23 protein-coding genes are annotated in these 26,239 nt (G+C 56.9%); 10 read left to right on the top strand and 13 right to left on the bottom strand.

Features of this window, described 5'->3' with window-relative positions; translation table 11 throughout:
• Nucleotides 1-189: 189 nt before the first annotated feature.
• From G5380_RS09140 to G5380_RS09130, 3 genes are all read right to left on the bottom strand, one after another.
• On the bottom strand, nucleotides 190-990 hold the full coding sequence (locus G5380_RS09140; protein WP_421352673.1) for a helix-turn-helix transcriptional regulator: 801 nt from the start codon (nucleotides 988-990) through the stop codon (nucleotides 190-192).
• An 11-nt stretch (nucleotides 991-1,001) separates the two neighbouring features.
• Entirely contained in the window at nucleotides 1,002-1,538 is a 537-nt protein-coding gene (locus G5380_RS09135) for a YbhB/YbcL family Raf kinase inhibitor-like protein (protein ID WP_421352672.1), read from the bottom strand.
• A gap of 196 nt (nucleotides 1,539-1,734) precedes the next feature.
• Entirely contained in the window at nucleotides 1,735-2,991 is a 1,257-nt protein-coding gene (locus tag G5380_RS09130; protein WP_005353870.1) for an adenylosuccinate synthetase, read from the bottom strand.
• Nucleotides 2,992-3,161: 170 nt separating this feature from the next.
• Between G5380_RS09130 and G5380_RS09125 the strand changes: the two genes are divergently transcribed.
• Nucleotides 3,162-4,076 carry a LysR family transcriptional regulator gene (locus G5380_RS09125; RefSeq protein WP_005353868.1) on the top strand — a complete coding sequence of 305 codons (915 nt, stop codon included), beginning with the start codon at nucleotides 3,162-3,164 and terminating at the stop codon, nucleotides 4,074-4,076.
• Between the two features lie 124 nt (nucleotides 4,077-4,200).
• Here the strand turns inward: G5380_RS09125 and G5380_RS09120 are convergent, their stop codons facing one another.
• Nucleotides 4,201-5,610 carry a TAXI family TRAP transporter solute-binding subunit gene (locus tag G5380_RS09120; protein WP_421352671.1) on the bottom strand — a complete coding sequence of 470 codons (1,410 nt, stop codon included), beginning with the start codon at nucleotides 5,608-5,610 and terminating at the stop codon, nucleotides 4,201-4,203.
• A gap of 81 nt (nucleotides 5,611-5,691) precedes the next feature.
• Nucleotides 5,692-6,834, bottom strand: coding sequence for a MalY/PatB family protein (locus G5380_RS09115; protein WP_421352670.1), 1,143 nt, complete (start codon nucleotides 6,832-6,834; stop codon nucleotides 5,692-5,694).
• A gap of 181 nt (nucleotides 6,835-7,015) precedes the next feature.
• On the opposite strand from G5380_RS09115, the gene G5380_RS09110 reads away from it, so the two are divergent.
• The gene (locus tag G5380_RS09110) at nucleotides 7,016-8,188 is read left to right on the top strand and encodes an MFS transporter (RefSeq protein ID WP_005334914.1); all 1,173 of its coding nucleotides are present in this window, start codon (nucleotides 7,016-7,018) and stop codon (nucleotides 8,186-8,188) included.
• Between the two features lie 15 nt (nucleotides 8,189-8,203).
• Here G5380_RS09110 and G5380_RS09105 read toward each other — a convergent pair whose 3' ends face one another.
• Both G5380_RS09105 and G5380_RS09100 read right to left on the bottom strand, forming a co-directional pair.
• Complete coding sequence (locus G5380_RS09105) at nucleotides 8,204-9,118, bottom strand: LysR family transcriptional regulator (protein WP_113739735.1); 915 nt, start codon at nucleotides 9,116-9,118, stop codon at nucleotides 8,204-8,206.
• Nucleotides 9,119-9,250: 132 nt separating this feature from the next.
• The gene (locus G5380_RS09100) at nucleotides 9,251-10,006 is read right to left on the bottom strand and encodes a YciK family oxidoreductase (protein WP_005334909.1); all 756 of its coding nucleotides are present in this window, start codon (nucleotides 10,004-10,006) and stop codon (nucleotides 9,251-9,253) included.
• A gap of 222 nt (nucleotides 10,007-10,228) precedes the next feature.
• Here G5380_RS09100 and sohB point away from each other — a divergent pair, with 222 nt between their 5' ends.
• Nucleotides 10,229-11,236, top strand: coding sequence for a protease SohB (sohB, locus tag G5380_RS09095; RefSeq protein ID WP_421352669.1), 1,008 nt, complete (start codon nucleotides 10,229-10,231; stop codon nucleotides 11,234-11,236).
• Nucleotides 11,237-11,436: 200 nt separating this feature from the next.
• On the top strand, nucleotides 11,437-12,660 hold the full coding sequence (locus G5380_RS09090; protein WP_421352668.1) for an MFS transporter: 1,224 nt from the start codon (nucleotides 11,437-11,439) through the stop codon (nucleotides 12,658-12,660).
• A gap of 36 nt (nucleotides 12,661-12,696) precedes the next feature.
• Here G5380_RS09090 and G5380_RS09085 read toward each other — a convergent pair whose 3' ends face one another.
• On the bottom strand, nucleotides 12,697-13,050 hold the full coding sequence (locus G5380_RS09085) for a DsrE/DsrF/TusD sulfur relay family protein (RefSeq protein WP_043822380.1): 354 nt from the start codon (nucleotides 13,048-13,050) through the stop codon (nucleotides 12,697-12,699).
• A 158-nt stretch (nucleotides 13,051-13,208) separates the two neighbouring features.
• Here G5380_RS09085 and G5380_RS09080 point away from each other — a divergent pair, with 158 nt between their 5' ends.
• Nucleotides 13,209-13,604 carry a DUF1090 domain-containing protein gene (locus G5380_RS09080; protein ID WP_227342149.1) on the top strand — a complete coding sequence of 132 codons (396 nt, stop codon included), beginning with the start codon at nucleotides 13,209-13,211 and terminating at the stop codon, nucleotides 13,602-13,604.
• Between the two features lie 168 nt (nucleotides 13,605-13,772).
• Here G5380_RS09080 and G5380_RS09075 read toward each other — a convergent pair whose 3' ends face one another.
• The 3 genes from G5380_RS09075 to G5380_RS09065 all read right to left on the bottom strand — a co-directional run bounded on the left by G5380_RS09075 (nucleotide 13,773) and on the right by G5380_RS09065 (nucleotide 16,381).
• Nucleotides 13,773-14,021 carry a YfhL family 4Fe-4S dicluster ferredoxin gene (locus G5380_RS09075; protein WP_005334896.1) on the bottom strand — a complete coding sequence of 83 codons (249 nt, stop codon included), beginning with the start codon at nucleotides 14,019-14,021 and terminating at the stop codon, nucleotides 13,773-13,775.
• A gap of 1 nt (nucleotide 14,022) precedes the next feature.
• A complete protein-coding gene (yegQ, locus tag G5380_RS09070) occupies nucleotides 14,023-15,387 on the bottom strand; it encodes a tRNA 5-hydroxyuridine modification protein YegQ (protein ID WP_421352667.1) in 1,365 nt (454 codons plus the stop codon).
• Nucleotides 15,388-15,643: 256 nt separating this feature from the next.
• Nucleotides 15,644-16,381: an EAL domain-containing protein gene (locus G5380_RS09065; protein ID WP_421205238.1), complete on the bottom strand. Its 738-nt coding sequence runs from the start codon at nucleotides 16,379-16,381 to the stop codon at nucleotides 15,644-15,646.
• 221 nt (nucleotides 16,382-16,602) lie between these two features.
• On the opposite strand from G5380_RS09065, the gene G5380_RS09060 reads away from it, so the two are divergent.
• The 4 genes from G5380_RS09060 to G5380_RS09045 all read left to right on the top strand — a co-directional run bounded on the left by G5380_RS09060 (nucleotide 16,603) and on the right by G5380_RS09045 (nucleotide 21,541).
• Nucleotides 16,603-17,331 (top strand): hypothetical protein, encoded by a 729-nt coding sequence (locus G5380_RS09060; RefSeq protein ID WP_421205240.1) that lies wholly within the window; start codon nucleotides 16,603-16,605, stop codon nucleotides 17,329-17,331.
• 29 nt (nucleotides 17,332-17,360) lie between these two features.
• Nucleotides 17,361-17,867: a CS1 type fimbrial major subunit gene (locus G5380_RS09055; protein WP_421205242.1), complete on the top strand. Its 507-nt coding sequence runs from the start codon at nucleotides 17,361-17,363 to the stop codon at nucleotides 17,865-17,867.
• A gap of 70 nt (nucleotides 17,868-17,937) precedes the next feature.
• Nucleotides 17,938-20,394: a TcfC E-set like domain-containing protein gene (locus tag G5380_RS09050; RefSeq protein ID WP_421352666.1), complete on the top strand. Its 2,457-nt coding sequence runs from the start codon at nucleotides 17,938-17,940 to the stop codon at nucleotides 20,392-20,394.
• The gene (locus G5380_RS09045) at nucleotides 20,387-21,541 is read left to right on the top strand and encodes a hypothetical protein (protein ID WP_421208759.1); all 1,155 of its coding nucleotides are present in this window, start codon (nucleotides 20,387-20,389) and stop codon (nucleotides 21,539-21,541) included. The genes G5380_RS09050 and G5380_RS09045 overlap by 8 nt, the downstream gene beginning before the upstream one ends.
• Before the next feature lie 2 nt (nucleotides 21,542-21,543).
• On the opposite strand, the gene G5380_RS09040 is transcribed toward G5380_RS09045, so the two are convergent.
• Nucleotides 21,544-22,182, bottom strand: coding sequence for a response regulator (locus G5380_RS09040; protein ID WP_421208758.1), 639 nt, complete (start codon nucleotides 22,180-22,182; stop codon nucleotides 21,544-21,546).
• A 121-nt stretch (nucleotides 22,183-22,303) separates the two neighbouring features.
• Here G5380_RS09040 and G5380_RS09035 point away from each other — a divergent pair, with 121 nt between their 5' ends.
• The gene (locus tag G5380_RS09035) at nucleotides 22,304-25,762 is read left to right on the top strand and encodes an ATP-binding protein (protein ID WP_421208757.1); all 3,459 of its coding nucleotides are present in this window, start codon (nucleotides 22,304-22,306) and stop codon (nucleotides 25,760-25,762) included.
• Here the strand turns inward: G5380_RS09035 and G5380_RS09030 are convergent.
• Nucleotides 25,733-26,026 (bottom strand): hypothetical protein, encoded by a 294-nt coding sequence (locus tag G5380_RS09030; RefSeq protein WP_216953101.1) that lies wholly within the window; start codon nucleotides 26,024-26,026, stop codon nucleotides 25,733-25,735. The two genes, G5380_RS09035 and G5380_RS09030, sit on opposite strands and share 30 nt — an antisense overlap.
• Between the last annotated feature and the right edge of the window lie 213 nt (nucleotides 26,027-26,239).

The following is a 26,239-nucleotide window of genomic DNA, read 5'->3' as shown; positions in this document are numbered from 1 at the left end:
CTCCAATTCCGTTTATGTAGGTTAAAAGGAAGATTTTTTACGCTTATTTTTAGTGAAAAGGTGTTCGGTAGCCATTGTATGGCAAGGGGAAAGGGGGCGCTGGCGCGAGATCACACTCTGAAGAGACGGCAATGTGAGCGGGATCACCGGGTTACATCAGGTTACATAGAATTGGCTTTAAGTAATATTTTACTTGTCGTTGCTCGCCAATCTGGCAGGGCAGGTGTGCAGGTATTGGTGAGGCGTCAGGCCGAACTCCTGTTTGAAGCGGGCGGCAAAGCGGCTGGGGGAGTCATAACCGCAGGCGAGGGCAACCTCCAGCGGGGTCAGGCCCTGTTGCAGCAGGTTGAGGGCGTGGCTCATGCGTACCTGAGCCAGCAACTGGCGAAAGCTGCGACCTTCGGCGGCCAGCTTGCGCACCATGGAGGCGCGGCTCATGGAGAAGTGGGGGGCCACCGCCTCCAGGGTGTGGTCGATGCCGGGTTCCACCGCCAGGTAGCGTGCCAGCCGCTCTGCGAGGGTCATGGTGCTGGCGGGAAAGAGTAACCCGAGGGCGTTGGCGGCCCGCAGCTCGGCATAGAAGCCGCGCAGCAGTTCGGCCTGGGTCGCCTCGCTCATTCCCCGTTCGGCCATGGTGCTGATGAGCTCAAAGCAGAAGGCGAGCCCGGGGGTGACCTTGACGGCAGGTTCCTCCAGATCGGCGTGGGAAGGGGCTGACTCGGCCAGCCATTCTGGCGGTGGTGGGGTCAGCAGAGTGATGGCGTGGGAGCGAAACTTGCCCTGCTCCGGCTGATTGACGAAGGTGAGCTGGTGGCCTGCCGGGATCAGCAGCCACCGCTCCCTGTCAAACGACAGACGTCGCTCGCGCCACCATAGTTGCTTGCTCCCCTGGGTGACCCAGATAAGGGTCGGGGCATAGATGAGCACCCGGTGCAGGGGCTGCTGGCGGATCCCGAGATAGTGGCTCTGTTGCAGCAGGGGAGTGCTCATCCGGTTGGCTCCTAGGGGGTGACGAAGGTGGCGGTCAGGGTGGCTTTGCCGAGCGCCATGCTGTTGAGCATGTAGCCTACCATAGCCGGCGGGGTATCAGCCTTCACCTCGAGATCATGGGGCAGGGCCCAGGCGGTGAACTCATAGCGGTGCATGCCGTGACCAGCGGGCGGGCAGGGGCCGCCGTAACCCTGGCTGCCAAAGTCGGTGCGGATCTCCAATCCCTGCTTGAGCTTGCCGGAGGCATTGCTGGCCAGTTCGCTCTGGGTGGCAGGCAGGTTAACCACCAGCCAGTGCCACCAACCGCTGCCGGTAGGGGCATCTGGGTCATAGGCGGTGATGGCAACACTCTTGGTGCCTGCCGGCAGATCCTGCCAACTCAGCTGGGGCGAGTGGTTGTCGCCGCTGCAGCCAAAGCCGTTGAAGCTGAACTGTTTGTCCATCAGCTGGCCTTCGTGAATGTCCGTGCTCTTCAGGGTCATGGCAAAGGCTGGCATGGCCGTCAGGCAGAGCAGTGGCAACAGGGCACTCTGTTTGAGCAATTTCATCGGGTGACTCCTCGTGTGGTAACGGGTTCACTTTAGCGAGGGCAGGGCAGAATGATATTGCAGAACGGCTCAATGTGAGCTCGATTGGTGAGTTAATTGAGCATTTGGGTTGTTTTATGGCAAGAAGGTAAACGGCAGCCATAAAAAAACCGGCATCAGGGATGCCGGTTTTTTGTTTGACGATGAGAAATACGGCTTAGCGCAGGATCATCTCGTCACGGCCCGGGCCGACGGAAACCATCGGAACCGGTACGCCGAGCAGCTCTTCGATACGCAGCACGTACTGCTGGGCAGCGCGCGGCAGCTCTTCGAAGGTGCGGCAACCGGTGATGTCTTCGCTCCAGCTTTCCATCTGCTCGTAAACCGGCTTCAGGGCTGCAGTTTGCGGCCAAATCGGGTTCTCGGTGTGGGCACCTTCGTAGGCCACGCAGATCTTCAGATCCGGCAGACCGGTCAGGCAGTCCAGCTTGGTCAGGGCCACTTCGGTGGCGGCTTGCAGCTCGACACCGTTCTTGGTGGCGACAGCGTCGAAGTAGCCGACATCACGAGGACGGCCAGTGGTAGCGCCGAACTCGTTGGTGATCTTGCGGAACTCGTCCTGGTTCTCCATGGCGGTCAGCAGGGTGCCGGTACCGACAGAGGAGCTGAATGCCTTGGCCACAGCGATGACGCGCTCCGGACGCAGACCCGGCAGACCGCCACCGATACCGGCGTAGGCGCCGGATACGTGGGAGGAGGTCACCCAGGGGTATTCGCCGTAGATCAGGTCACGGCCAGCGCCCAGCTGCGCTTCGAACAGCAGGGTCTTGCCTTCGGCCTGCAGCGCTTTGAGCGGCATGCTGACGTTGCACACGGCGTCGATCCACGGTGCAGAGACTTCCAGCAGCCAGTCAGCCATCTCCTGGGCAGTCTGGGTGAATTCGAAGGAGGGGTAGATAGCCTTCATCTGCGGCAGTTTCCAGTCCAGCATGAACTGGATGCGCTCGACCAGCACGTCCGGCTGTTTCAGCCAGCCGACCAGGATCGCTTTCTTCATCACGCGATCGCCGTAGGCAGGAGCGATGCCCTGACGGGTGGAGCCATAGGCGCCGTCACCCAGACGTTGCTCTTCCAGGGTATCTTCCAGTGCGTGCAGCGGCAGGCAGAGGGTAGCGCGGTCAGAGATGGCCAGCTTCGGAGTCACGCCGGAGGCTTTGACTTCGTCGAGCTCGACGGTCAGTTTCTCGGGGCTGATCACCATGCCCGGGCCGAGGACAACCAGGCAATCCGGGTTGAATACGCCACTCGGAACCTGGTGCAGCTTGAAGGTGCCAAGGTCGTTGACCACGGTGTGGCCAGCGTTGTTGCCGCCCTGGAAGCGAATGCTGGCGCCAGCTTGACCTGCCAGATAATCCACGATGCGGCCTTTGCCTTCATCACCCCAGTTAGCACCTACGACTACGATAGACGACATGACTCTTTCTCCTAAGACGTTAGGCGTTCATCCTAGGAGCCTGATGCGGATTAGAAAAATTAATTATCTTTATAATTCCGATAAGAGAACCATATAATTATGGCCAATTAAGCGGCAAACCGTCCGATTTTGCCTGGCAAGCCCCGCACATCGCGGGTTGAGGGACTCTTATGCTGGATATTCACTGGCTGCAAACCTTTGTCACCCTGGCCCGATTGCAACATTTTGGCCAGACCGCCACCGAGCTGCACATGACCCAGCCCAATGTCAGCCTGCATATCAAGCGGCTGGAGCAGGCGACCCGGGTGCGGCTGATCGAGCGCAGTCCGTTTCGCCTGACGCAGGCGGGGGAGCGGCTGCTGCAAAGCGCCGAGCGCACCATTGCCGAGTTGCAGCTCTGCCAGTCCGATCTCAATGCCCTCAACCAGCTGAGTCAGGGGACGCTGGCCATCGCCGCCAGCGACATCATCTCCCGCCTGCTGCTTATCCAGCCGTTCCAGCGCTTCAAGCGGGAGTTCCCCGGCATCGACCTTACCCTGTTCAACACCACTTCGGATCAGGCCGCCGAGCTGGTCAAGGCGGGCAAGGCGGATCTGGGCTTCGTGATGGCGCAAAAGCGCAGCGAGCCGCTCTTCTATACCGAGCTGCAACAGGTAACCTGGTGCGCGCTGGGCCACGGCCTTGCCCGCTGGCAGGCGCGGGCGGTGGCGGGAGAGAGCGATCCCCTCGATGAGCCGACCCTGATCTTGCTCGGTCACGACACCCGCACCCGGGCGCTGATCGACCCATCCCTGCCGCTGTTGGCGTTACCCCCTTGCCGCATCATGGAGGTGGGCAGCGTGGACGCCCAGCTGGATTGGGCCGAGGCGGGCTTTGGTGTCGCCATCGTGCCGGACTTTTCCCTGCATCCGCGCCTCAACCTCACCGCGCCGGTCACCAGCCTCGGCGACTTTCCCGGTACCAGTCTGGGCTACGTGGTGCGCCAGAATCAGGTGTTGTCGCGGGCCATCAAGCAGTTGCTGCACTGGGTAGAGGAGGAGATCCAGAAGCCCAACCCCTATCTGACCCGGGTGATGGAGCCGTAGCGGGGCGGCAAGGTGAGTAGGTCTATCGGGGTGACTGTGCCGCCATCAATTGCGTCACTATCGAACGTGCGTAAACAATCAGGGCAGCCGAGGCTGCCCTGATGCATTTGTGGGTGCTGACCACTCAGTGCTGCGGCGGTGTGGCTGCACTGGTGGCAGGGGAGGGAAGTATATCGGTTTTATCCTGCGGTGGGGTTTCGTCAGCAACCGCGCTGCTGGCAGGCTGGGTTGCCTGCTCTTGCGGCGCAGTGGCCGCAGAGGCGCTCTGTGGCAACTGAGTTGAAACGGCAGCCGATGGTGCTGGCGCCGTTGACGCTGCGGCAGAGGGGGCCACGCTCCCACCCTCGGTGGTTGGCGCAGTGAGCTCGGGGGTGACCTCGAGCGCCTCTTCGGGTAAGGGATTAACCTCTGTGGCTTCTGTCGCCACTGCGGCACTGCTGGTGGCGGTCGCGTCGGAGGGCGCAGTCGTCCCGTTGGCGGCGCTCACCGGCCCTGTCGTGGGCACCGCCTCCGAGGCCGATGGCGCTGGTGTTAACGGCTCCGGCGTCAGCTGTTCTGCAGTTAACTGCTCGGGGGTCAGTGGCAAGGGGGCTGGCGGTTGATCCGACATCCCCGCATGGAGGGGCAGCTCGGTTTGCGCCTGCAACTGCTCGGGGGTCACCTTGCTCAGGGCAGGATGCAGCCGACTGAACTGTTTGACCCGGGCCAGCAGGGTATCGCGCACGGTACGGACGATGGGGTCCGGCAGGCTGGCCAGCGCCACCAGTTCGGCACTCATCCCGATGTTGTTGATGGCGGTGGTCTGCCCCGGATAGAGGTTGGCGGCGATGCGGCTGCGCTGGTAGTAGGGGTGTTGTTTGAGCAGCGTGTCGATCTGCTCCCCTTCGATGGGGATGAGGCGCACCTTGCAGCGGCTGATCAGGTCGCCGACCGCCAGACTGGGGTGACCGGCTACCACAAAAGCGGCATCCAGCGAGCCATCGCACAGCCCTTCCAGCGGTTCGCTGTCCGATTTGAGCTCATAGGCAGCAAACTGCCCGGGTTGCCATCCCATGGCTGCCATCAGGGCCTGACTGGTGATCTGCTCACCGGCGCCCTTGTTGCCCGGATAGACCCGCTTCCCTTCGATATCTGCCAGGGTGGTGATGCCGCTATTGGGGGCGGCCAGCAGGGTTAACGATTCCTGATAGAGGCGAAACAGGCTGCGCAGCTCATTGTTGGTCCCCTGCCCGCTGAAGGGGCCGGTGCCGTGCAGGGCGTGGTGCAACACATCGGATTGCACTAGCGCCAGCTGTACGTCCCCCTTGTCGAGTGCCTTGAGGTTGGCCATCGAGCCACGGGTGCTCTGCACGGTGCAGCTGTCCCCATGCAGGGCATGGCCGGCATTGAGCACCCGGCAGATGGCGCCACCGGTCGGGTAGTAGACCCCATTGAGCGGGCCTGTTCCGATAGTCAGCGCCTGGCTGCCAAAGGGGAGCAGCGCAGAGAGTGCACAGAGGGGAAGCAGAAGGTGATGCAAGATCCGTAGAGACATAATTGACCGTTGACTGAGTTGACCGCTGGCTGATGACACAGGGAAAAAGGGATGGGGCTTGCCCATCCCGTTGCTGGCTGATCAGGGTTTGTTGTTGAGGATTGCCCGCTCCATCCGCGCCAGCGCGTCGGCCAGTCGTGCCCTGGTGCAGCCGAAGTTGAGCCGCACGAACTGGCCGTCGCCAAACTGGGCGCCGGGGGAGAGACCAACCCCTGCCTGCTCGAAGAAGGCGATGGGATCGGCAAGGCCAAGTGCGCTCACATCGATCCAGGCCAGATACGTCGCCTGATGACTGGCCAGCTTGACGCCGGGCCAGCGGGCAACCGCTTGCTGGATCAGGGCCAGATTGGCTGCCAGATAGTCGAGTTGCTCGGTCAGCCACTGTTCGCCACCCTCATAGGCCGCTTCGGCGGCGACAAAGCCCAGCAGATTGACGTCGGCGCTGATGCCGCGCATCGCCTGCTGTAGCCTGAAGCGCAGACGGGCGTTGGGGATAATAGCGAAGGAGCAGCAGAGACCGGCGATATTGAAGGTCTTGCTCGGGGCCATCATCACCGCACAGCGCTCGGCCGCTTGCGCACTGATGGCGCCGTAGGGAATGTGGCGGGCGTTTTTATCCAGCAGCAGATCGCAGTGGATTTCATCGGAACAGATCACCAGATTGTGGCGCGCAGCAATGGCATCGATGGCCAGCAGCTCGTCACGGGTGAAGATGGTGCCGCCCGGGTTGTGAGGGTTGCAGAGCAGCAGCAGATCTGCGGCGGGAGCCTGACGCTCCAGCTCTTCAAGATCCAGCACCCAACGACCCGCCTCTTCAATCATCGGCACTGTGAGCAGGGGGCGATCATTGAATCCCGGCGCCTGCAGGAAGGGGTAATAGACCGGCTTGGGAGTGATGATACCGCGGCCATGCTGGCTCCACGCCTTGCAGGCAAGGTTGAGCCCCGGCACCACGCCCGGCAGGAATACCAGCCATTCGGGCTCGATAAACCAGCCATAGCGGGTCGCCATCCGTTCGATAATGAGTTCGATCAGGCGCGGCGAGGGGCGTGAATAGCCGAAAATGCCGTGGGCGACCCGTTTGGTCAACGCCTCGATCACGGACGGGGGGGAGACAAAGTCGGTATCGGCAACCCACATGGGCAGCACGTCCTGACCCTTGTACTTGTCCCATTTCAGGCTCATGGTGCCACTGCGGTCTACTTCCTGATCAAAATCAAACATGCGAACTCCTTGTGCTGGCAGGATGGGCTTTCACTCTACGGGGTCGCGGCCTCCCTCGCAAGGCGCACACCTGCTTATGCATCCTTGAGCCCGCTCTTGATAGTGACATAAGATAGGCGCCGAATTTTCATACGGCTGCCGCCCGTTAGCCCGTATCGTCCCTCCAACCAGTGGTAACCCTATGAGCTTGTCGATAGCGGCGGTCAAACGCCCGGACCCCGTCTCTCTTTCGTTTCTTGCCGTGACCTTTATGACCGGCGTCGCGGTGGCACTGCAGGTGCCTACCTTAAGTCTGTTTCTGGCCGAAGAGGTGCAGGTGCGCCCCTTTCTGGTCGGGCTCTTCTATACCATCAATGCGGTGGTGGGCATTCTGGTCAGTCAGTGGCTGGGCCACCGTTCCGATAACAAGGGGGATCGCAAGCGACTGATCCTGCGCTGCTGTTTTGCCGGGGTGGCGCTCTCCTTGCTGTTTGCCTGGAACCGCAACTACTGGTTGCTGGCGAGTCTGGGGGTGATGCTGGCGGCGCTGGCGGCCACTGCCAGTCCCCAGCTGTTTGCGCTGGCGCGGGAGTATTCTGACAGCCGCAACCGACGGGCGGACATGTTCAGCTCGGTGATGCGAGCCCAATTTTCGCTGGCTTGGGTCATAGGCCCGCCCATCGCCTTTGCGCTGGCCATCGGCTACGGTTTTGAGCTGATGTATCTGGCCTCGGCACTGGCCTATCTGCTCTGCGCCCTGGTGGTGTGGCGCTGGCTGCCCTCTCTCCCTTTGCCCAAGATGGCCGAAGAGACAGAGCGGGTCAGCAGCTGGCGGGATCCGGCGGTGCGGGCGCTCTTTATCGCCTCCACCCTGATGTGGACCTGCAACAGCATGTACCTCATCAATATGCCGCTTTACATCACCCGAGAGCTCGGGATGGATGAGAAGCTTGCCGGTATCCTGATGGGCACGGCGGCGGCGCTGGAGATCCCCTTCATGCTGCTGGCGGGTTACTACACAGCCCGTTTTGGCAAGCGCCCCATGATGCTGCTGGCGGTGCTGGCTGGTGCGGCCTTTTACACAGGTCTGGTGACCCTCACCGACCAATACGCCCTGATCGCCTTGCAGCTGTTCAACGCCATCTTCATCGGTATCGTGGCGGGGATCGGCATGTCTTACTTTCAGGATCTGATGCCGGGGCGGGCCGGGGTGGCGACCACCCTGTTTGCCAACAGTATCCGCACCGGCTCCATCATGGCAGGGGCCATCGCCGGTGTGGTGGCGGAGGTGTGGAGTTTCCACGGGGTCTTTATGGTGGCGCTGGGATTGGCACTGGTGGCACTGGCCGCCAGCTGGCGGGTGCCCAACGTCTGACGGGGGATCTGGCTGTTATTTGTCGTGTTGGGGCTGGGCGTGCGGAAGCTGCGCTGATTCGCCCTGATATTCGTTGCGCAGGCAGCGCAGCAGCAGCTCGGTCGCGGGGCCGAGGGATTCGGGGGAGAGGGTCAGCAGGTAGGTGTAGAGGTGGCGCTCGTTGCCGCTCTCCAGATCCAGCTGTATGAGTGAACCTTCCGCCAGCTCCCGCTCCACCAGATGACGCGGCAGCCAGGCATAGCCGAGGCCAAGGCGCAGCATGGCGAGCACTTCGTGATAGTGGGTCGCCTTCCAGCCGGTATCATCCGCATCGTTCCAGTCCACCGAGCGGTGAATAGGGGGATGAAGGCTGATCTGGTTGTGGCTGGTCAATACGTCGCTGCGGATGGGCCCCTCCTCTTGCGCCAGCGGATGGCTGGCGGCGCAGAGGGGCAGCAGGCACACCTCGTCCAGCAGCAGGCCGGTGCGATCGCCGGGCAGGTGCTCGGAGAGCATCAGATCCCCCGGTTGCAGGGCGTTGAAGTGGCAGTGAATGCGTTCGTGCAGGTTGACCCGGCAACCCCGGCTGCGGGGATAGAAGCTGGCCAGCGCCCGATAGAGGCGATCCCTTGGCTGCAGCGCCGAGACATAGAGGTTGATCTGCGGCTCCCACTGCCGCTCCAGGTTGTTGGCCAGATTCTCCAGCTCCTCCACCTGCTGGCTCAGCTGACGGGCCCGCTTGAGGAAGATCTCGCCCGCCGGCGTCAGCACTGCCTTGCGGCCGCGCACCTCCAGCAAGGGTACCCCCAGACTTTGCTGCAACTTTGCAACCGCATGATTGAGGGAGGACTGGCTCTTGTTCAGCGCCTCGGCCGCCTGGGCGTAGCCGCCGCAGTCGACCACCGCCTGAAAGATCCGCCATTGCTCAAACGTGCTCTTGGGACGAAACATAGTTCAACCTGATTGGAGATAGGATGGTCAGTGGTTCGAACAGGGAGCCTGTGCCCCCTATTCAATTTAACCCCTGCCGCACAACACTCTGGGTATTTTATTGATTTATTTGGGCTGGGCCACGCAACTTGTTTATTTTGGCTGAGCCACAAAGGTTTGGCCGGTTTTGCCGCGGCTGTCCGACCCCATCAGGTAGAGGTAGAGCGGCATCAGGTCGGCCGGAGTCTTGAGGTTCATGGGATCTTCCGCCGGGAAGGCGCTGGCGCGCATCTTGGTGCGGGTGCCGCCCGGATTGAGGGTATTGACCCGCACACCGGTGTTCTCAAGCTCGTCGGCCAACACTTCCATCATCCCCTCGATGGCGAACTTGGAGATGGCATAGGTGCCCCAGTAGGCGCGCCCCTTGCGTCCCACGCTGGAGGAGGTGTAGACGATGGAGGCATCGCCCTGCGCCTTGGCTGTCTGGCGCAGCAGCGGCAGCAGCGCCTGGGTCAGCAGGAATTCCGATTTGACGTTGACCTGCATCACCTCGTCCCACTCCTTCTCCTGAATGTGTTCAAACGGAGAGAGGGTGCCGAGCAGACCGGCGTTGAACAGCACGCCGTCGAGGCGGCCAAACTGCTGGGCGAAGGTTTCGGCCATGCCGCGGTAGTGGGCGGCGGTGGCCCCTTTCAGATCCACCGGCACGATGGCGGGCAGCGGATAACCGGCGGCTTCAATCTGGTCATACACGGCTTCGAGTTTGGCGCTGGTGCGGCCGAGCAGGATCACGGTGGCACCGTGAGCGGCGTAGGTGAGGGCGGCTTCGCGGCCGATCCCGTCGCCGGCACCTGTGACCAGAATGACTTTATCCTTGAGCAGATCGCGGGGTGCCTGATAATCGAGCATGACAACTCCTGTTAACAAATTCCGGCCATAAGTGCATGGCAATCGGCGCCAAGTGTACTGATCCGCGCGCCTGTTTGACCAGAAAGCGGCAAGAAAAATGTGAAGAAAATAGAGAGGTTGTGATGCTCGGGTTGGTTTTTCCGGTCACTGGCTGCGATTTTTTGCGCGCCTCCACCAAACTCCCTAGAATGTGACGAAAACCGATCCATTCTGGAGTCCATCGTGACATTTCTGACCGAATATGGCCTGTTTCTGGCCAAGACAGTGACCTTCCTGCTGGCCATCGGCGCCATCATCCTGATGATCGTCAGCACTCGCCAGCCGAAAGCGCGCAAGGGTGAGCTGGTGGTGACCGATCTCTCGAGCGAGCTGGAGCAGGGGCAGTTTGCGCTCAAGAGCGCGCTCGTAAGCAAGACCGAGCGAAAGGTGATGGAAAAGCAGCAGAAAGAGGAGCAGAAAAAACGCGCCAAGGCGGGTGATGAGCGCAGTCGCCTGTTCGTGCTCGATTTCAACGGCAGCATGGATGCCAAAGAGGTGGCCTCTCTGCGCGAAGAGGTGAGCGCGGTGATTGGCGTGGCCCAGCCCGGCGACGAGGTACTGCTGCGGCTCGAATCCGGTGGCGGCGTGGTGCATGGCTATGGCTTGGCTGCCTCCCAGCTGCAGCGTCTGCGCGATCGTGACATCAAGCTCACCGTGGCTATCGACAAGGTGGCGGCGAGCGGTGGCTACATGATGGCCTGCGTGGCGGACAAGATCCTGGCTGCCCCCTTTGCCATCGTCGGCTCCATCGGGGTGATCGCCCAGCTGCCGAACTTCAACAAGTTGCTGAAAAAGCATGATATCGAATTCGAGATGCACACCGCAGGGCAGTACAAGCGCACCATCACCATGTTCGGCGAGAACGACGATCTGGGGCGCGAGAAGTTTCGTGAGGAGCTGGCGGCGATCCACGAGCGCTTCAAGGCCTTTGTGGCCGAACATCGCCCGCAACTCGATATCGATCAGGTCACGACCGGTGAACACTGGCTGGCAAGTCAGGCCAAGGGGCTGGGGTTGGTGGATACCCTCTGCACCAGTGATGATTACCTGCTGGCGCAGGCCAGCCACCACAAGGTGATCGGCATCAGCTATCGCAAGCCAAAAAGCCTGACCCAGAAGCTGGGGCAGCAGGGTGCGCAGGCGCTCGAAGCGGGATTAGGGCAGCTGTGGCAGCAGAGCCCCTGGCGCTAAGCCTGGCCCTCTGGCGTTAGCCAGAGGGAAATCCCGCGATAAAAAGGCCAGCCGATGCCCACCGGCTGGCCTTTTTGCATCCGGTTGCACCTTGCCGGTGAGCGAGGGTTGTTTCTATTGAGGCCCTCTGTTACAACTGAATGCTTTCCCCGTTTATGACAGGATCTTGTGGTAAGAGCTGCGGGGCATGGAGCATAGCGATGTCATGGAGCACCTTCAGGCAATTTACCCCGTTGGTCTGGATCGTCATTCTGGGCACCTTTATGGTGCGTACCAGCTACTACATGGTGTGGCCCTTCCTCTCCATTCTGCTCTATCGGGAGTATGACCTTTCGGCCACCTTCATCGGCCTGTTGCTGGGGGGCTCAATGGCCCTCTCTACCCTGGTCAGCTTTTACGGCGGCTGGCTCTCTGATCGCTTCGGGCGGCGCAGCATACTGCTGGCCGGTTGTCTGGTGGCGATGATCTGTTTCGGCCTGCTAGGTTTTTCGCACGAGGTGTTCTGGCTCGGGGTCGGGGTGATGGGCAGCGGCCTCTCGTCGGGGCTCATCGATGCCCCCGGCAAGGCGTTGATGGCCGACAGTCTGGCCTCGGCCAAGGCGCGGGAGCTGGCACTGCACCTGCGCTATTTTCTGCTCAACCTGGGGGCCGCGCTGGGGCCGCTACTCGGGGTGACCCTCGGGATCAACGCCCAGCAGGAGACCTTCCTGTTTCTGGTGGTGAACTATTTGCTGCTGGCGCTGGCCTTTGGCTGGGGATTTCGCCGGGCTGGCAGCACAGGCAAGCCGGGTGCTGCTGGCCCCGGACTGCGGGATGCCATCAAGGTGTTGCTGGCGGATCGCGCCTTCCTGCTGCTGGTGATGGCCAATCTCCTGATGGTGCTGGTCTACTCCCAGTTTCACTCGCCGCTGGTGCAATACCTGACTCGGGCCGGTATGCCGCAGGTGGCCGAGCTGGTTGCCCTGCTGGTGGCGACCAATGCCCTGACCGTGGTGCTGCTACAGTTTCCGCTGCTGAGGTTGTTGTCACGCTGGCCGGTGCGGGTGCGGCTTCATATCGGCATGGCGCTCTTTCTGGCGGCCCAGCTGCTCTTCGCGCTGGGGGACCCGATGGTGCGCAGCCACTGGTTTGGCGCCGTGCTGCTGCTCAGCATCGGCGAGACCATCCTCTTCCCCCTGCTCAACGTGCTGATCGACCAGATGGCCCCCACCCACCTCAAGGGAAGCTATTTTGGCGCCAGCGCACTGGCCGGGTTGGGAGGGGCCGCCGGCGCCCTGCTGGGAGGCTGGATCCTCGAGCAGTGGAGCGGTCAGTGGCTCTATGTGCTGATGGCGCTGCTTTGTGTGGCGATTTTTGCGCTTTATGAAGCTGGCGCCCGACATCATGGTCGGCGAAGTGCCCGGCAGGAGTCGGTGATAGGCTAACGGGGCTGACTTCGCCGCTGGCCAGCCCCTTATGGTTCAGAAGGTCAGCACCTTGTCGGCAGCCAGGGTCCATTGGGCCAGCATCGGCAGGGTGCCGACCTCAATGCCCTCGATCAGCGGCAGGGCGGTGATGCCACGGGCATCGGTGCAGGTCTTGCACAGGCGAATGGTGACGCCTTGCGCCAGCAGGATCTCCAGCATCTGGCGCAGGTTGTATCCCTCGGCCGGTGCCTGACCGGCCAGCGCTGCACTCACCGCATCGGACATCAGGAACAGCTTGAGGCTGGCACCCCCCTGTTCGTTGAGGGCGATAGCGAGACGCAGGGCGTTGAACAGGGATTCGCTGCCATAGGGGGCCCCGTTGGCAATGACCACAATTTGTTGACTCATAACAGACTCCAGATTGAAAAGAGCGCCATTGTAGAACCAACAGGTTGCCAATTGCGTGATGTTGCACAACTTCTGTCGCACCTTTTTCCCGCTTGCTTGACCCTGCTGCCGATCGAGGTTTTTATGGTCAGCTCGCAAACAAGACCGGATGAATCGAGATGTGGAAAGTATTGGGAGCCGGCTTGCTGCTGTTGGCGGGTCAGGCCTTTGGCAGTGAGGCGGTCGGTTGCAAGGCTCGTCTGCAGGCCGTCAATGACCAGCTGGTGTTTGCCAAAGCACACAACAATGCCGGGCAGATTGCCGGGCTCGAACAGGCAGCACGCAATATCAAGGCCAACTGTACTGATGAAGGTCTGCTCAAGGAGCAGAAAGAGCGGGTTAACAAACTGCGCGGCGAGGTGGACGAGCGCCTGCTCGAGCTGCAGGAGGCGAGAGTCAGTGGCAAGCCGGACAAGATTGCCGACAAGCAGAGCAAATTGGAGCAGGCACAGACCGACTTGCTGACGGCGCAGCGGGAACTGGATGAATTGCACCGGTTGGTAAACAAAAAATAGCCATCATGGAGATGAGGGCGGGATCAAAAAAGGCCGGGATTTCCCGGCCTTGTTGCATTTACTGTCGGTGCATCTGTACAAACTTCTTCATCAGCAGCGCTGCGGTTTCATCATATGGACGGGCTCCCGGAGGATGCAGCCTGTGAGTTGTTGATGCTGATACCGAGGTTACTGCCGATGCATCCGCACAAACTTTTCCATCAGCTGATCTTCGGTTTCCACATGAGCGGGATCCCAGATGATGCAGTCGATAGGGCAGACACTGATACAGGTCGGCTTCTCATAGTGACCGACGCACTCGGTGCAGCGACTGGGGTCGATCTCGTAAATCTCCTCACCCAGGCTGATGGCCTGGTTCGGACACTCGGGATCACACATGTCACAGTTGATGCACTTGTCGGTGATGAGCAGTGCCATCTCAGGCGGCCGAGTGGGGCTGACGGGTATCCTGACGCTCACCGAGGTTGCGCAGCAGGATGCCGTAGTTCACGTCCACTTCCTTCGGCACCGGCACATAGACTACGTGGCCGTTGCCCGGTGCGGTGTCGATCAGCTCGCCCTTGCGGTTCTGCATCAGCTCCAGATTGAAGCTGAGGTTGCCCTGCGGGGTCATCAGCTCCAGGCTGTTGCCCACCAGGAACTTGTTCTTTACCTCGACCTCGACCATGTCACCGTTGCGACCGGTGATCTCGCCGACGAACTGCTGGGTGTCGGAGACGGAGTAGCCGTAGTCGTAGTTCTGGTATTCGCTGTGGTTGTGACGGCGCAGGAAGCCCTCGGTATAGCCGCGGTGGGCCAGATTTTCGAGGGTGCCCATCAGGCTGCGGTCGAACGGACGGCCTGCAACCGCATCGTCGATGGCCTTGCGATAGACCTGGGCGGTACGGGCGCAGTAATAGAAAGACTTGGTGCGCCCTTCGATTTTCAGCGAATGGACGCCCATCTTGGTCAGGCGCTCGACATGTTCGACGGCGCGCAGATCCTTGGAGTTCATGATGTAGGTGCCGTGCTCGTCCTCGAACGCGCTCATGTACTCGCCCGGGCGGTTGGACTCCTCCAGCAGCACCAGTGCATCGCTCGGCTTGCCGAGGCCCAGCGTCGGGTCAACTTTCTGCACGGCGATGGGCTCCTGACGGTGGACGATCTGGCCCACGTCATCTTCTTTACCTTCGTGAACCTTGTACTCCCAGCGGCAGGAGTTGGTGCAGGTGCCCTGGTTGGGGTCGCGCTTGTTGATATAGCCGGAGAGCAGACAGCGGCCGGAGTAGGCCATGCACAGAGCGCCGTGAACGAAGACTTCCAACTCCATCTCCGGCACCTGCATGCGGACCTCCTCGATTTCGTCCAGCGACAGTTCGCGGGAGAGGATGACCCGAGTCAAGCCCATCTGATGCCAGAACTTCACCGTGGCCCAGTTGACCGCGTTGGCCTGCACCGAGAGGTGAATGGGCATATCAGGGAAAGCTTCGCGCATCATCATGATGAGACCGGGGTCTGACATGATCAGCGCATCCGGCTTCATCTCCACCACCGGACGCATGTCGCGGATAAAGGTCTTGAGCTTGGAGTTGTGGGGCTGGATGTTGGCCACCACATAGAACTGCTTGCCGAGGGCATGAGCCTCGTTGATGCCGAGCTGAAGGTTCTCGTGATCGAATTCGTTGTTACGCACCCGCAGACTGTAACGGGGCTGGCCGGCATAGACTGCATCGGCGCCATAGGCGTAGGCGTAACGCATGTTCTTGAGGGAACCTGCGGGGGAGAGCAATTCTGGTTTAAACATGTCGGACTCTTTATGTCTGATTGCAAATCAGGACAACGCCACCTGATGGCGTCGTAGTGGTTGAGTTGCGGTGCAAGATGCCCTCCGAGAGGATGCTCAATGCAGCGCGACCCGATGACGGCATATCCGGGGTTATCGAAAGAAGATGCGCCGGATATTCGGGGTGCGAGATTGTACTCGCCCCCACGTCATCATGCAATTTGGCAGGAAATTGTTGGCTGCGCGAGCCGACAGGATGCCGAAATGAAACAGCCGCTCAGGCCCAGCGGGAGAGGGGAGATGGCATGGCATGGGCATAACCCTGCTGATAGTCACAGCCGAGCAGGTTGGCTACCTCGATGTGTTGCTGGGTCTCAACTCCCTCGCACACCACCTTGGTGCCGAGCCGCTGCAGGTACTCTACCAGACCGGTGAGCATCCGCAGTGCATGGCTACTCTTGGTCGCTTGCAGCAACAGGGAGCGATCCAGTTTGATGATCTCGTAGGGCAGCGCCAGCACCCGTTGGAAGTTGCACTCCTGGGTGCCAAAGTCATCGCAGACGATATGGGCGCCGTGGCTGCGCAACACTTCAATCAGGGCCAGCTCCTTGTGCTGTAGCGGGGCGTGCTCGAGTACCTCGAACCAGATGTCGAGCCCTACCTTGCGCGCCTGGATCAGTACCAGCAACAACAGGTTCTGGTAGGTGGGGCTGTTCAGAGTCGGGTTGAGGTTGATTGAGAGCAGACTGGTGCTGCTCTGCGCGAGCGTCGGCAGGTCGCGCAGAATCGCTCTGAGCATGACGATGTCCAGATGAAGGGACTCCTCATCGCTGAGGGAGAGAAAGTCGATCCCCTGATAGCGCTGCTGGCGGGGTTCCCAGCGTCTGGCCAGCGCTTCAAAGCCGATGATCTGGCTGTTCCGGTCAACGATCGGCTGATAGAAGGGGATGGCAATATCCGCTGTTGCCAGGGATGCCACGTCACCGACCGAAAACTCTTCTTTGAACGCAAACATGGCGCTTACCTGTTGATAGACATAGGGGCGCATAATACAACAGGGATAGCAGAATGACCTGTAGGAATCATCTGATAATAAGAGTGCGCCTGTAATCAAAATAGGAATTCTCTTATTAACGTAATTTGTGAACTTCAATAGACTAGATACAGTTATATGCTTTTTCTTTTCGAAATCGAAGAGTTAAGAATCATGCTGCATTAAAAATTAGTGGAAGGCTCATGAAAAAAATATGTTCTGCATTCATTATTTTGATGTTCTTTAATAAAGATGTTTTTGCTTCTGCTGAAATAAATATAGGAACTTTGTATGACTATATGAATGGCCAGCAAAGTACCTATTTAAAACGGGTTCGTAATCAGGGCGATAGCACTGCCTTTATTAAGGTGGCAATCCACGAGATCATCTACGATGAGATGGGAAAACCATCAGAGTTGGCTGAGTTGACCGAAGGGCCTCGGCCGCTGATTGCTAGCCCCTCTCGCATGATTATTCCGGCCAATGGCATGCAGGCTACCCGACTATTATATATGGGGGGGCGGGACAAGGAACGTTACTTCAGAATTCGCTTCATTCCTGTTTTGCCAAAACAGGAGGATGGATTTGACTTGGGGGCCAATATAGATTCAGAGAGTCAGCAGGCAGTTTCAGCGGGTGTAAATATATTGACTGGCTTTGGCACAATTGTCTTTGTCATGCCTAAAGAAAGTCTATTTGATACCCAATTTATAAAAGAGGATTCCACGACAACAGTCATTAATAAAGGAAATACCACTATAGTGTTGGATTTTTTTGAAGAATGTGATTCACGGGGAAAAAACTGTTCAACGCCAAGCAAGATTCATTTGTTGCCAAACATGTCTAAACAATTAGTCAAAAAAAGTAATCACCTCTATCAGTTTTCATTGATAGAGGGTGATAAGAGCAGAAGCATCGTGATTGGTCACTGATGTTTCATATTCCCAAAAAGGAGAGAGTAATGAAAGTATGGATAGCAGTCCCTTTGGCCATGCTGGTGTCAGCCAATTTGATTGCTGCTGAACGTCTTGAGCATCAGGTTACAGTGACGGCTCAGATCCCGAGTGAGGCTTTCTATGTACAGCCGACAGGCGGTGACAACTGGATGAACGTACCGCAGAAGCTGGCTTACAACCCATATACCAAAAAGTTGGACAAGCTTACCAAGCAGTTGGATGTAAAAAGCACAATCGGAGCAATTACCGGTTATTTGACCAATCCGGCCATGATGGCCAGCGGTAATGACAACATCGCATTGACCGTAAAAATTGGTGGGGTCACGTTGGGGACAACATCCGTGGAAGTTATGAAGGCGGATGATGCCAAGACCGGCAAGTTGCTCGGGTTGGAAGTGATCCCGGCGGATGCTCCTGTCGCGGGTTATAAGCCAGGTAACTACCAAGGTGTGGTCAACATGATTTTTGAGTCGGAAGCTCCCAAAGGAGAAGCACCCAAAGGCGGCGTATAAACCGATTGATGGAGGCTCCCTGCATCAAGGGAGCCTTTTTGTCTGTGCTTAGAAGAAGTGGGATAGATACATGCAGTATTTCTTTTTCCTGTTGATCCTGGTTGTGTTTTGCGCACCTGCCTGGGCCACGGGTAGGCATGTTGCACAACCCCTTGATCTGTTGCAACAAGTAGAGGGTTTGCCTGATGGCTTTGCCGATCACTTCTTCGGCGTCCCGCTGGCGGTGCGCATTCTGGTGGATGGGCAGTTGTTGGGGGAAGGCGAGATAGTGCTGGGCAAAGACACCAGCGTACAACTGTTGGCTCTGACCAGCAGCCATGAAAGTGAGCTGGACGAGCGTAGCCGTCAGCGTTGGACCAAGGCGCTGGAGGCATCCCATCGACTGGGCCCATGTCAGAATCCATGCGCTGACGAAGTGCTGGCGCTGGAGTACAGCCTAGAGAACTCCCAGTTGTCGGTGCTGACGGCCGGTGCCGAGAAGGGACAGCCGCAGAACCGTTATTACAATCTGCCCAGTGGGGGCAGCTATGGCGCCCTATTGCGCCATCAGTTGAACCTGACCCAGGAGGAAGGTGAGCTGCGTAGTGGCCGTTACAACCTAATTGCACAGGGAAGCATAGGCCAATGGACTCCGCTGTTTGAGGGAGAAGTGAGCCGGTCAGGAAATGGGCAGGTGGCGCAGCACCATGTACAGCAACTTTATGCCGAGCATGAAGGAAAGGGGCACTTCTATAGGTTGGGCTACTTCTCGCCTTATGCACAAGGTTTGGTGCGTCAACCTACCCTGTTTGGCGGGGGAACCCCGACCGTGTTGGGTGTCATGCTGGGGGACTCCGACACCCTGTTGATAGAGCAAGGCCAGGCCAGTACCACTCCTGTCTATGTCACCCCGAGCCGGCCCGGCATGGTGGAGATCTATCGGGATGGGCAGCTCATTAACTCGCAGCAGGTGAGTTCGGGGCTGCAGGCACTGGACACCAAGGTGTTTCCTGCTGGGATCTACGAGGTGGAACTGCGTGTGCTGGAAGATGGCCAGATTACCGAACGGCGGCGCGAGATGATCTACAAGCCGATGAACTGGCAAAACCCTGATGAGGCATGGCGTTTCAACCTGTTTGCTGGCCAGCAGACCCGCCTGTTCAGCAACTTGGAAGAGGACACTCCCAGTCCTCTAAGTAGCGGTATCATGCTCAATTATTTGCTCACTCCCTCCGTGATCGTCGGGGCATCCAGCCAGTATATCGACCAGCGCTGGCAGCACGGCCTTTCTGCCGACTGGAGCCTGAATGATCAGTGGCGGCTGTTTGGTAACCTGATGTCGACACAGGAACTTGGAAGCGGCTTCGATCTGCAGGCCTTGTATCACTATGGCGAGGGTAGCTTGGTGCTCAGCCACCAGCAGCAGCACCAGAAAGGGCCAGTTTGGGAGGGGAGTCACGACCTCAAGCAGAGCAATATATCGTTGCAGCAGCGGCTCGACGAGCGACACTTTGCCAACCTATATTTGGCACATCAGGCGGAGCGTGGGTTGGGGGTTGATCTGGGCTGGCGTTACAACGGCGAGCTACTCGGTCAGACGGTGAGCTGGAACCTGACGGTATTTGACCGGCCAGGTAGCATCAGTACCGATAACGCGAGGGACAGGGGGAGTATGCTCTCTCTAAGCATGAACTTGGGTGGAGAACGTAGTCAATTGGCTGTCGGTATAGGTAGTCGAACCTCCCGTTCCGGCGGGCAAGAGCGTAACGGATCTCTCAGTTACCAGCAGTTACTGGAGTGGGGGGCCCTGCAGAGCGTCGGGGTAAATCTGACAACTGACAGTTATGGCGTCGGCACAGCAGGCTATGCCAGGTTTCAGGGGGATCTGGTCAGTGGTGATGCCTACCTGCTGTCTTCCTCCTATAACCGTACTCTGAGCGGTGGGCTCAATCTTGACAGCACCCTGGCGTTTGGTGATGAGGGCAGTCTGACCATGACCGGCCAATCTCAGGGGTATGAGGCGGGCATGATAGTGGATCTGGAGTCCGATATGCCTGATCTGATCTTGCGTGCCGATGACGATCAGGGTGGTAATTTAAAGTTGCGGCCAGGGCGCAACCTAATACCCGTAGCAGCCTATCGCAGCGGTGCTGTTGAGCTGGATCTGGCTGGCCATGATGCCCCCTCGGTGAGCATTCGCCCCAACGTGTTGCCTTATCACCTCAACAAGGGGGGGGTGGCCTATCATCAGGTTCACGTCATGAAGACGGTAACAGTCATTGGTCGTCTGTTGGATGAGAAGGGGGCTCCTTTGAAGGGGGCAATGGTTGTCAATCATGCAGGTAGAACCATGAGTGAAGTGGATGGTTTTTTTGCCGTTGAGATGAGCGCCCGCAATCCAATCTTGAAAATGGAGATAAACGGCATTAGCCAGTGTGAGACTGTTGTCGATGTCCCCACTTTACCAATAAATAGCAGAATACTATTTTTAGGTGATCTAGCCTGTCATAGTTTAGAAACAAAATTGAGTTCAGTTAAATATGATTAAAACATTAATTTTTATATTTATATTTATGATGCCATTTACGATGGCGCATTCCGTCGTTTTGAAGGTCAATGCAGAATACTCACAATCACGGGATAACCCTGGAAAAAATGAATTTAGAATTACAGACCCTTGTATAAAACTACCACTATCTTATTTCTGTGATGATAATGTGTCTAGAGTGGTTGCTGTGGATGCAGATATTGACAAACCAATATTTAGAGGTAGTAATGCATGGGACCGATTTTTTTTCCATAGCTTCCCTAGAGAAAAATCTGTCACACTGACTAGTCCCACAGGCAGTAAAGTGAACATGAAATTCTCCTTTACTCATACCGGCTATACTCTAAAAAATGTAGGGGTGGATATTGGTGATGCATATCAGGCGCATCCTAACTCGAACTGTTCCCTAGTTGATCGAGATACCGCGAGTAGCACCAAAACAGTATTTTATTCAATCGCGGCCAACGCTCAAAAAAATGGGGGTTCATGTTACACGAAAATATATCCAAACCCAATTAAAAGGATCAATGCGATAATAAGTAAATATTATTTTGGTTATAAACTTTCTGCTGATAACATAGATACTATTCCGAATGGTCGATACCAAGGAAGAGTGACACTTACTATTGGTTCATCAAACAAAGATCTTGATCTTGGTAATTCGGCATATAGAGCACCATCAATTATCGAAATGGATATATCTTTAGTTGTAAGAAATCAAATGAAAGTAGAGTTTCCTCATGGTAGTAATACAGTTGTCTTGACGCCACCTAAAGGCTGGTGGAATTCCACATTGCCTACAGTATTAAACTCAAGGTTACCTGTGAGAATATCAAGTGATACGCCTTTCTGGATCGGTTTGATGTGCCAGTATACACATGTGGGGGGCGGGCAATGTGAAATAAGAGATCGCTCTGGTAGCCATAGAGTACCAATTGTTATTTCACGTAATAATGCATATGGGAAGTTTATTTTAAGTCCATCCGTGAAAGTGCCATTTAAGAATAGTAAAGAAAGTGCCAATGATTTTTTCTTATTTGAAATAGAACAGTCTAAAGTTGATGAAATGAGGAAGCGACCAGGAGCTACATATAAAGGCATTGTGACATTAATTGTCGATGCAACAATACCTGTTGGTGGTATGTAATATTAAACTAAACCGTTATTTTGTGCATAAAAAAACAGTTCACTATCGCTTTGCAAGCCTAGGCGCATCATGGCGCTCTTTTTCTGTGTACTGATGGTCTTCACACTGCGATTCAAGTGTTCTGCTACCTGGGTGACCGACATGCCACTGGCCAGCAAACGCACTACCTCGCTCTCTTTTGGTGTAAGCGGGGTGAGATCGGTGTGACGAGATATGCCGGCCTCAGTCAGCAGGGTTTTAACAGACTTACCTATATAAGTGTGGCCAAGCAGCACTTGGCGAATGGCTTCTGATAACTCAGTGATAACAGATTTTTTTAATATCAGGCCACTAATCCCACATTGAAGCAGAGCCTGTAATATTGCATTGTTGTGGAGTTGTGTCAGTACAATGATCGCCAAATTGGGATACTCTCTGCGTAATTGCTGTACCATTACGAGGCCATCACTGCGACTATCACCCGGCATGCTGAAATCCGTTATCAGCAAGTCACATGGCTGTTGCCTTAATAAAATATACAAATCAGAAACCCTATATGCCTCTGCTACGACATCACAGCGTGGGGTTATTTTTTCAATCAGGCTACGGATACCAGCTAAAATCAATGGATGATCATCGGAAAGTATAATCCTAAAGGTCATAAGTGAGTCTCTCTTGATGCGATTAGTAAAATTAAGGCTATCAAAGCTGACATTGATATACTACCGTACGATCCCTGTTTTTTATATGCATACACTGATTTGTAAAAATATGTAAACCACTATGTCGATATGTTGCTCAATAAAGTCATTGCTCAGTCAAATTACCATTATTTTTGGATTTTCTTTATTCTTTACCCCTGTGTTACAGGCTTCTGAGCCGCCTGAGGTTGCCACTATTGAAGTCGGTATATTAGCAGGAGGATGGGCTCCATTTCAGCGATGGGATGGTAAGGTTGCCGCTGGATTCAGCGTGGAATTAATGGAGCAATTAGCTAAAAAACTGGATTACCGGATTGCCTGGCATGCCTACCCTGACTGGGATGCCATGTATGCGGATATTTGCCGTGGCAAGATTGATCTCTTGCTCGATGCTTTTAATGCTGGGGGACGCCCATGTGTCACCTACAGTTTGCCCTATTACACCTCACCGACCGTGGTAGTTGTGCGTCAGGACAGCGCCCTCTTTCGCGACGTGAGCCGGTTACAGTCTGCGAGCATTGCCATCGAAAAGGGCTTTATGACCGAGACGCTGGTCAAGCTGCACTATCCGAAGGTCATACCGCGGCTCTTCGTAGATACTCGCAGCGCACTGCAGGCGGTGGAGCAAGGGCGAGCGGATGTCTATATCGGCAATCTGTATGTAGCCAACCTGTTTATCAAGCGTCACCCTGCGCTGGCGGTTGTTGCACAGTCTCCCCTGTTGATGGAGACCCTTCATCTTGCTGTTGCCAGCCAGAATCAAACGCTTTCTACCCAGCTTAATACTGCCATTCAGGCGTTGACGGTCGAGACCCGCAGCGAGCTTGAGAAGCGCTGGTTGGGGGAGAACCTGGTCCCCAACTTTATGGGGCACAGTAATTTTTTGCTGCGCCCTGATGAGCGAGCATGGTTGTCGGCTCTGCCACCATTGAAGTTAGGATTGAGTCCCAATTGGATGCCTTTCTACTATCGTGACAGGGATGGCAATCTGGTTGGAATGGTAGTTGACTATCTGGCGCTGCTGCAAGAGAAGCTTGGCTTGGCTTACAGCAGGGTTCCGGTTCAGAGCTGGCCTGATCTTCAACAACAGTTGCTGCATCATGATGTCGATCTTGTTGTGCTGCCAACCCGCATCATCGACAGGTTGATGGGTTGGCATGCCAGCCAGCCTTTCGCATCATTTCCCATGGTATTGGTGACGGCAAGCGGTACGCCCACCATAGGAGATATCACGGACCTGACAGGCAAGCGACTGCTATTGACCGACGGTATGTTAATTCCACAGATCAAGGCGCTGTTGCCGGATGTGACGATTAAGGTGACAAGCAACGCCAGTGAAGGGTTGGCGGCAGTTGCGGCTGGTGAGGGGGATGCCTATATCGGCAACCTGGTGGTAGTCTCGCGACTCATTGCGGATCAGTTTGAAGACCAGCTTAATATTGCGGCTCCTTCGCCCTTCAAGGATGAGCTGGTGGTAGCGGTACGTGAGCCCTATACCCCTCTCTTGCCTTTGGTCAATCGGGTGCTGGCCAGCATGAGCGACAAGGAGCGACGGCAGATCCGCAATACTTGGTTGGCTTTGAACTACAGCGAGGGGGTGTCATGGCAGCAACTGATGCGCACACTTATCCCGCTGGGGTCGGGTATAACCCTCTTTATACTGGTTATCTGCATTGCGTATTGGCGCCTTCGTCAGGAAATTACCAGACGTCGGCAGGTGGAGCTGGCACTGGCCAGAGCGAAAGAGCGGGCGGAATCGGCGGCGACCATGAAAGGGGAGTTTCTGGCCACCATGAGCCACGAAATTCGCACCCCCATGAATGGTATCGTCGGCATGGCGGAGCAGCTCACCTTCACCGAGCTGACTCAGGAGCAGCGCCAGATGGTCGAGATCATCAACCGCGGTGCCCTAGGACTGCATGCACTGATCGACAATGTGCTCGACTATGCCAAGCTGGAGGCAGGCAAGATGCAGCTCGAGCAAACCCCGTTTCTCCTCCGTGAGCTGATCGACAGTGTGTTGACCATGACGGTGAGCGAGATACACCGCAAGGGGTTGCGTGTCTACTTGTGGGCTGATGCCGGTGTTGCGGCCCGGGTAAGCGGCGATGAGCTGCGTTTGCGTCAGATCCTCTTCAACTTTGTCAGCAATGCCATCAAATTTACCGAGCGGGGCTTTATCGAGATTTCGGTGCAACTGCTGGCACAGGGGGAGGGACAACAGCAATTGCGCTTCGGTGTGCGCGACAGTGGCATCGGCATGACACCCGAAGCGCGTGACCGGATCTTTAATGCCTTTGAGCAGGCGGAGAGCTCTACCACCCGCAGTTATGGTGGTACTGGCTTGGGGCTGAGTATCTGCCAGACCCTGGCCACCTTGATGGGGGGCGAGATCCGGCTGGAGAGTGCCCCGGGGCTCGGCACTTTTATCACCTTGACAGTCACGTTGCCTGTTCTGGTAAAGCGAGAGCCGGATCTCCGTCTCAATGGCCTGCAAGCCAGCATTGAACTGCATGACGATAAGCTGTGTCACACCCTGTTACTGCATCTTGACGCGCTGGGAGTCACGCGAACGTCGCCCCCTGATAATGCTCAGTTGCGTTTCAGTGACCATGACCTGGCGGCTGAGGGCGTTATCCGGGTGCTGCCGCTGGCAACCCCTCTTGGCTATCGCAGTGATGAGAAGGGTTACATTCTCAACAGCAATCCCATGACCTGGCATGCAGTGCGGGAAGTCTGCTATCGCCAGCTGGTCTTGAGCGATGAGACCGCCTCACAATTGATGCCCAATAGCGCTGCGCGTGGGTCCATGCTGCCCTGTCGGATACTGCTGGTGGAAGATAATCCCCTTAACCAGCAGCTGGTGATACGCCAGCTCGGGCAGCTCAAGCTGAACTGCGAACTGGCTGAGCACGGCCAGCAAGCCCTCGAGATGGTCGCGCAGTATCCCTATGATCTGGTGCTCTGTGACTGTCAGATGCCGGTGATGGATGGCTATGAGTTCACGCGCAGGGTACGGGCTGGGGAGGATAAGAAGCGCTTGCTGATCATTGCCATGACGGCCAATGTCATGCCTGAGCAGGCTGAACGCTGCTTTGCCGCCGGCATGGATGATTTGCTGGGCAAGCCGGTGCTGCTGGATGGTTTGCGTCAGATGCTGCAAAAGTGGCGTATCCTGCCATCGCCATCCTTGATTGATGTCGCGGCCATGGAGGCATTTTTTGGCCAAGGTGACAAGTTACGGCAGATGTTTCCGCTATTTCGCCAGGAGCTTGAGCAAGCGATGGTGCAGCAGCCACAGGATGACAAGGCACTGGCGAATTGGGTGCATCGTCAGGCGGGAACCATCAGCATGATGATGGCGCCGCAGCTGGCTGAAGAGGCATGGCGACTGGAAGAGAAGATCCGCCAGCTCGGGTCCTCATCTTGTGCTGATGAGCTGACCGGATTTCGTGCCCAATTACAGCAAATCATCGGGGAGCTGAGGGGGTTAAGCGAACGGTATGAAGAGTCAGTTGTTGTCGAGGGAGAACTGAAATAAGGGGAACTGCTCACTCATAAAATCGCGGGGTGTATGGCCATTACCAGCCCCAGCCAGCCACTCCCAGTCCAGTCTTGGCGAGCCCGCTTTAAAGCGCTGGTAGGCCACTCCCTTGTGAACCGTCAGAAAAAGAGTCGTGGGGAGTCCCAGCTTGTTGCTGTAGCGCACCATCAGATCGCCCTGATAGTCGTTGCTGATTCTGATTTTGAGTGCCTGCAGTGTCAGACCTGTTGCGTGGCCATGCTCATCCCAGACTTCAAACATGATGTGAACACTCTGATGTTGATGATGCCACGATGAGCAAGGTGGGATGCAATTGCAACTGTCAAATCTGACAAGGGCGGAAAGTGTTAGTGGGCAAGAAAGCGAAAACCCGGCGCAAGGCCGGGCTTTCTGAATGATGGTGGAGGGAGAAGGATTCGAACCTTCGAAGGCAGAGCCGTCAGATTTACAGTCTGATCCCTTTGGCCGCTCGGG

It is taken from the genome of Aeromonas sp. 604443 (genome assembly GCF_049170315.1).
GTDB classification, from domain to species: Bacteria; Pseudomonadota; Gammaproteobacteria; order Enterobacterales; family Aeromonadaceae; genus Aeromonas; species Aeromonas veronii_A.
Note: the sequence above shows the minus strand (reverse complement) of the source record. Positions and strands in the feature narration are given on the sequence as shown.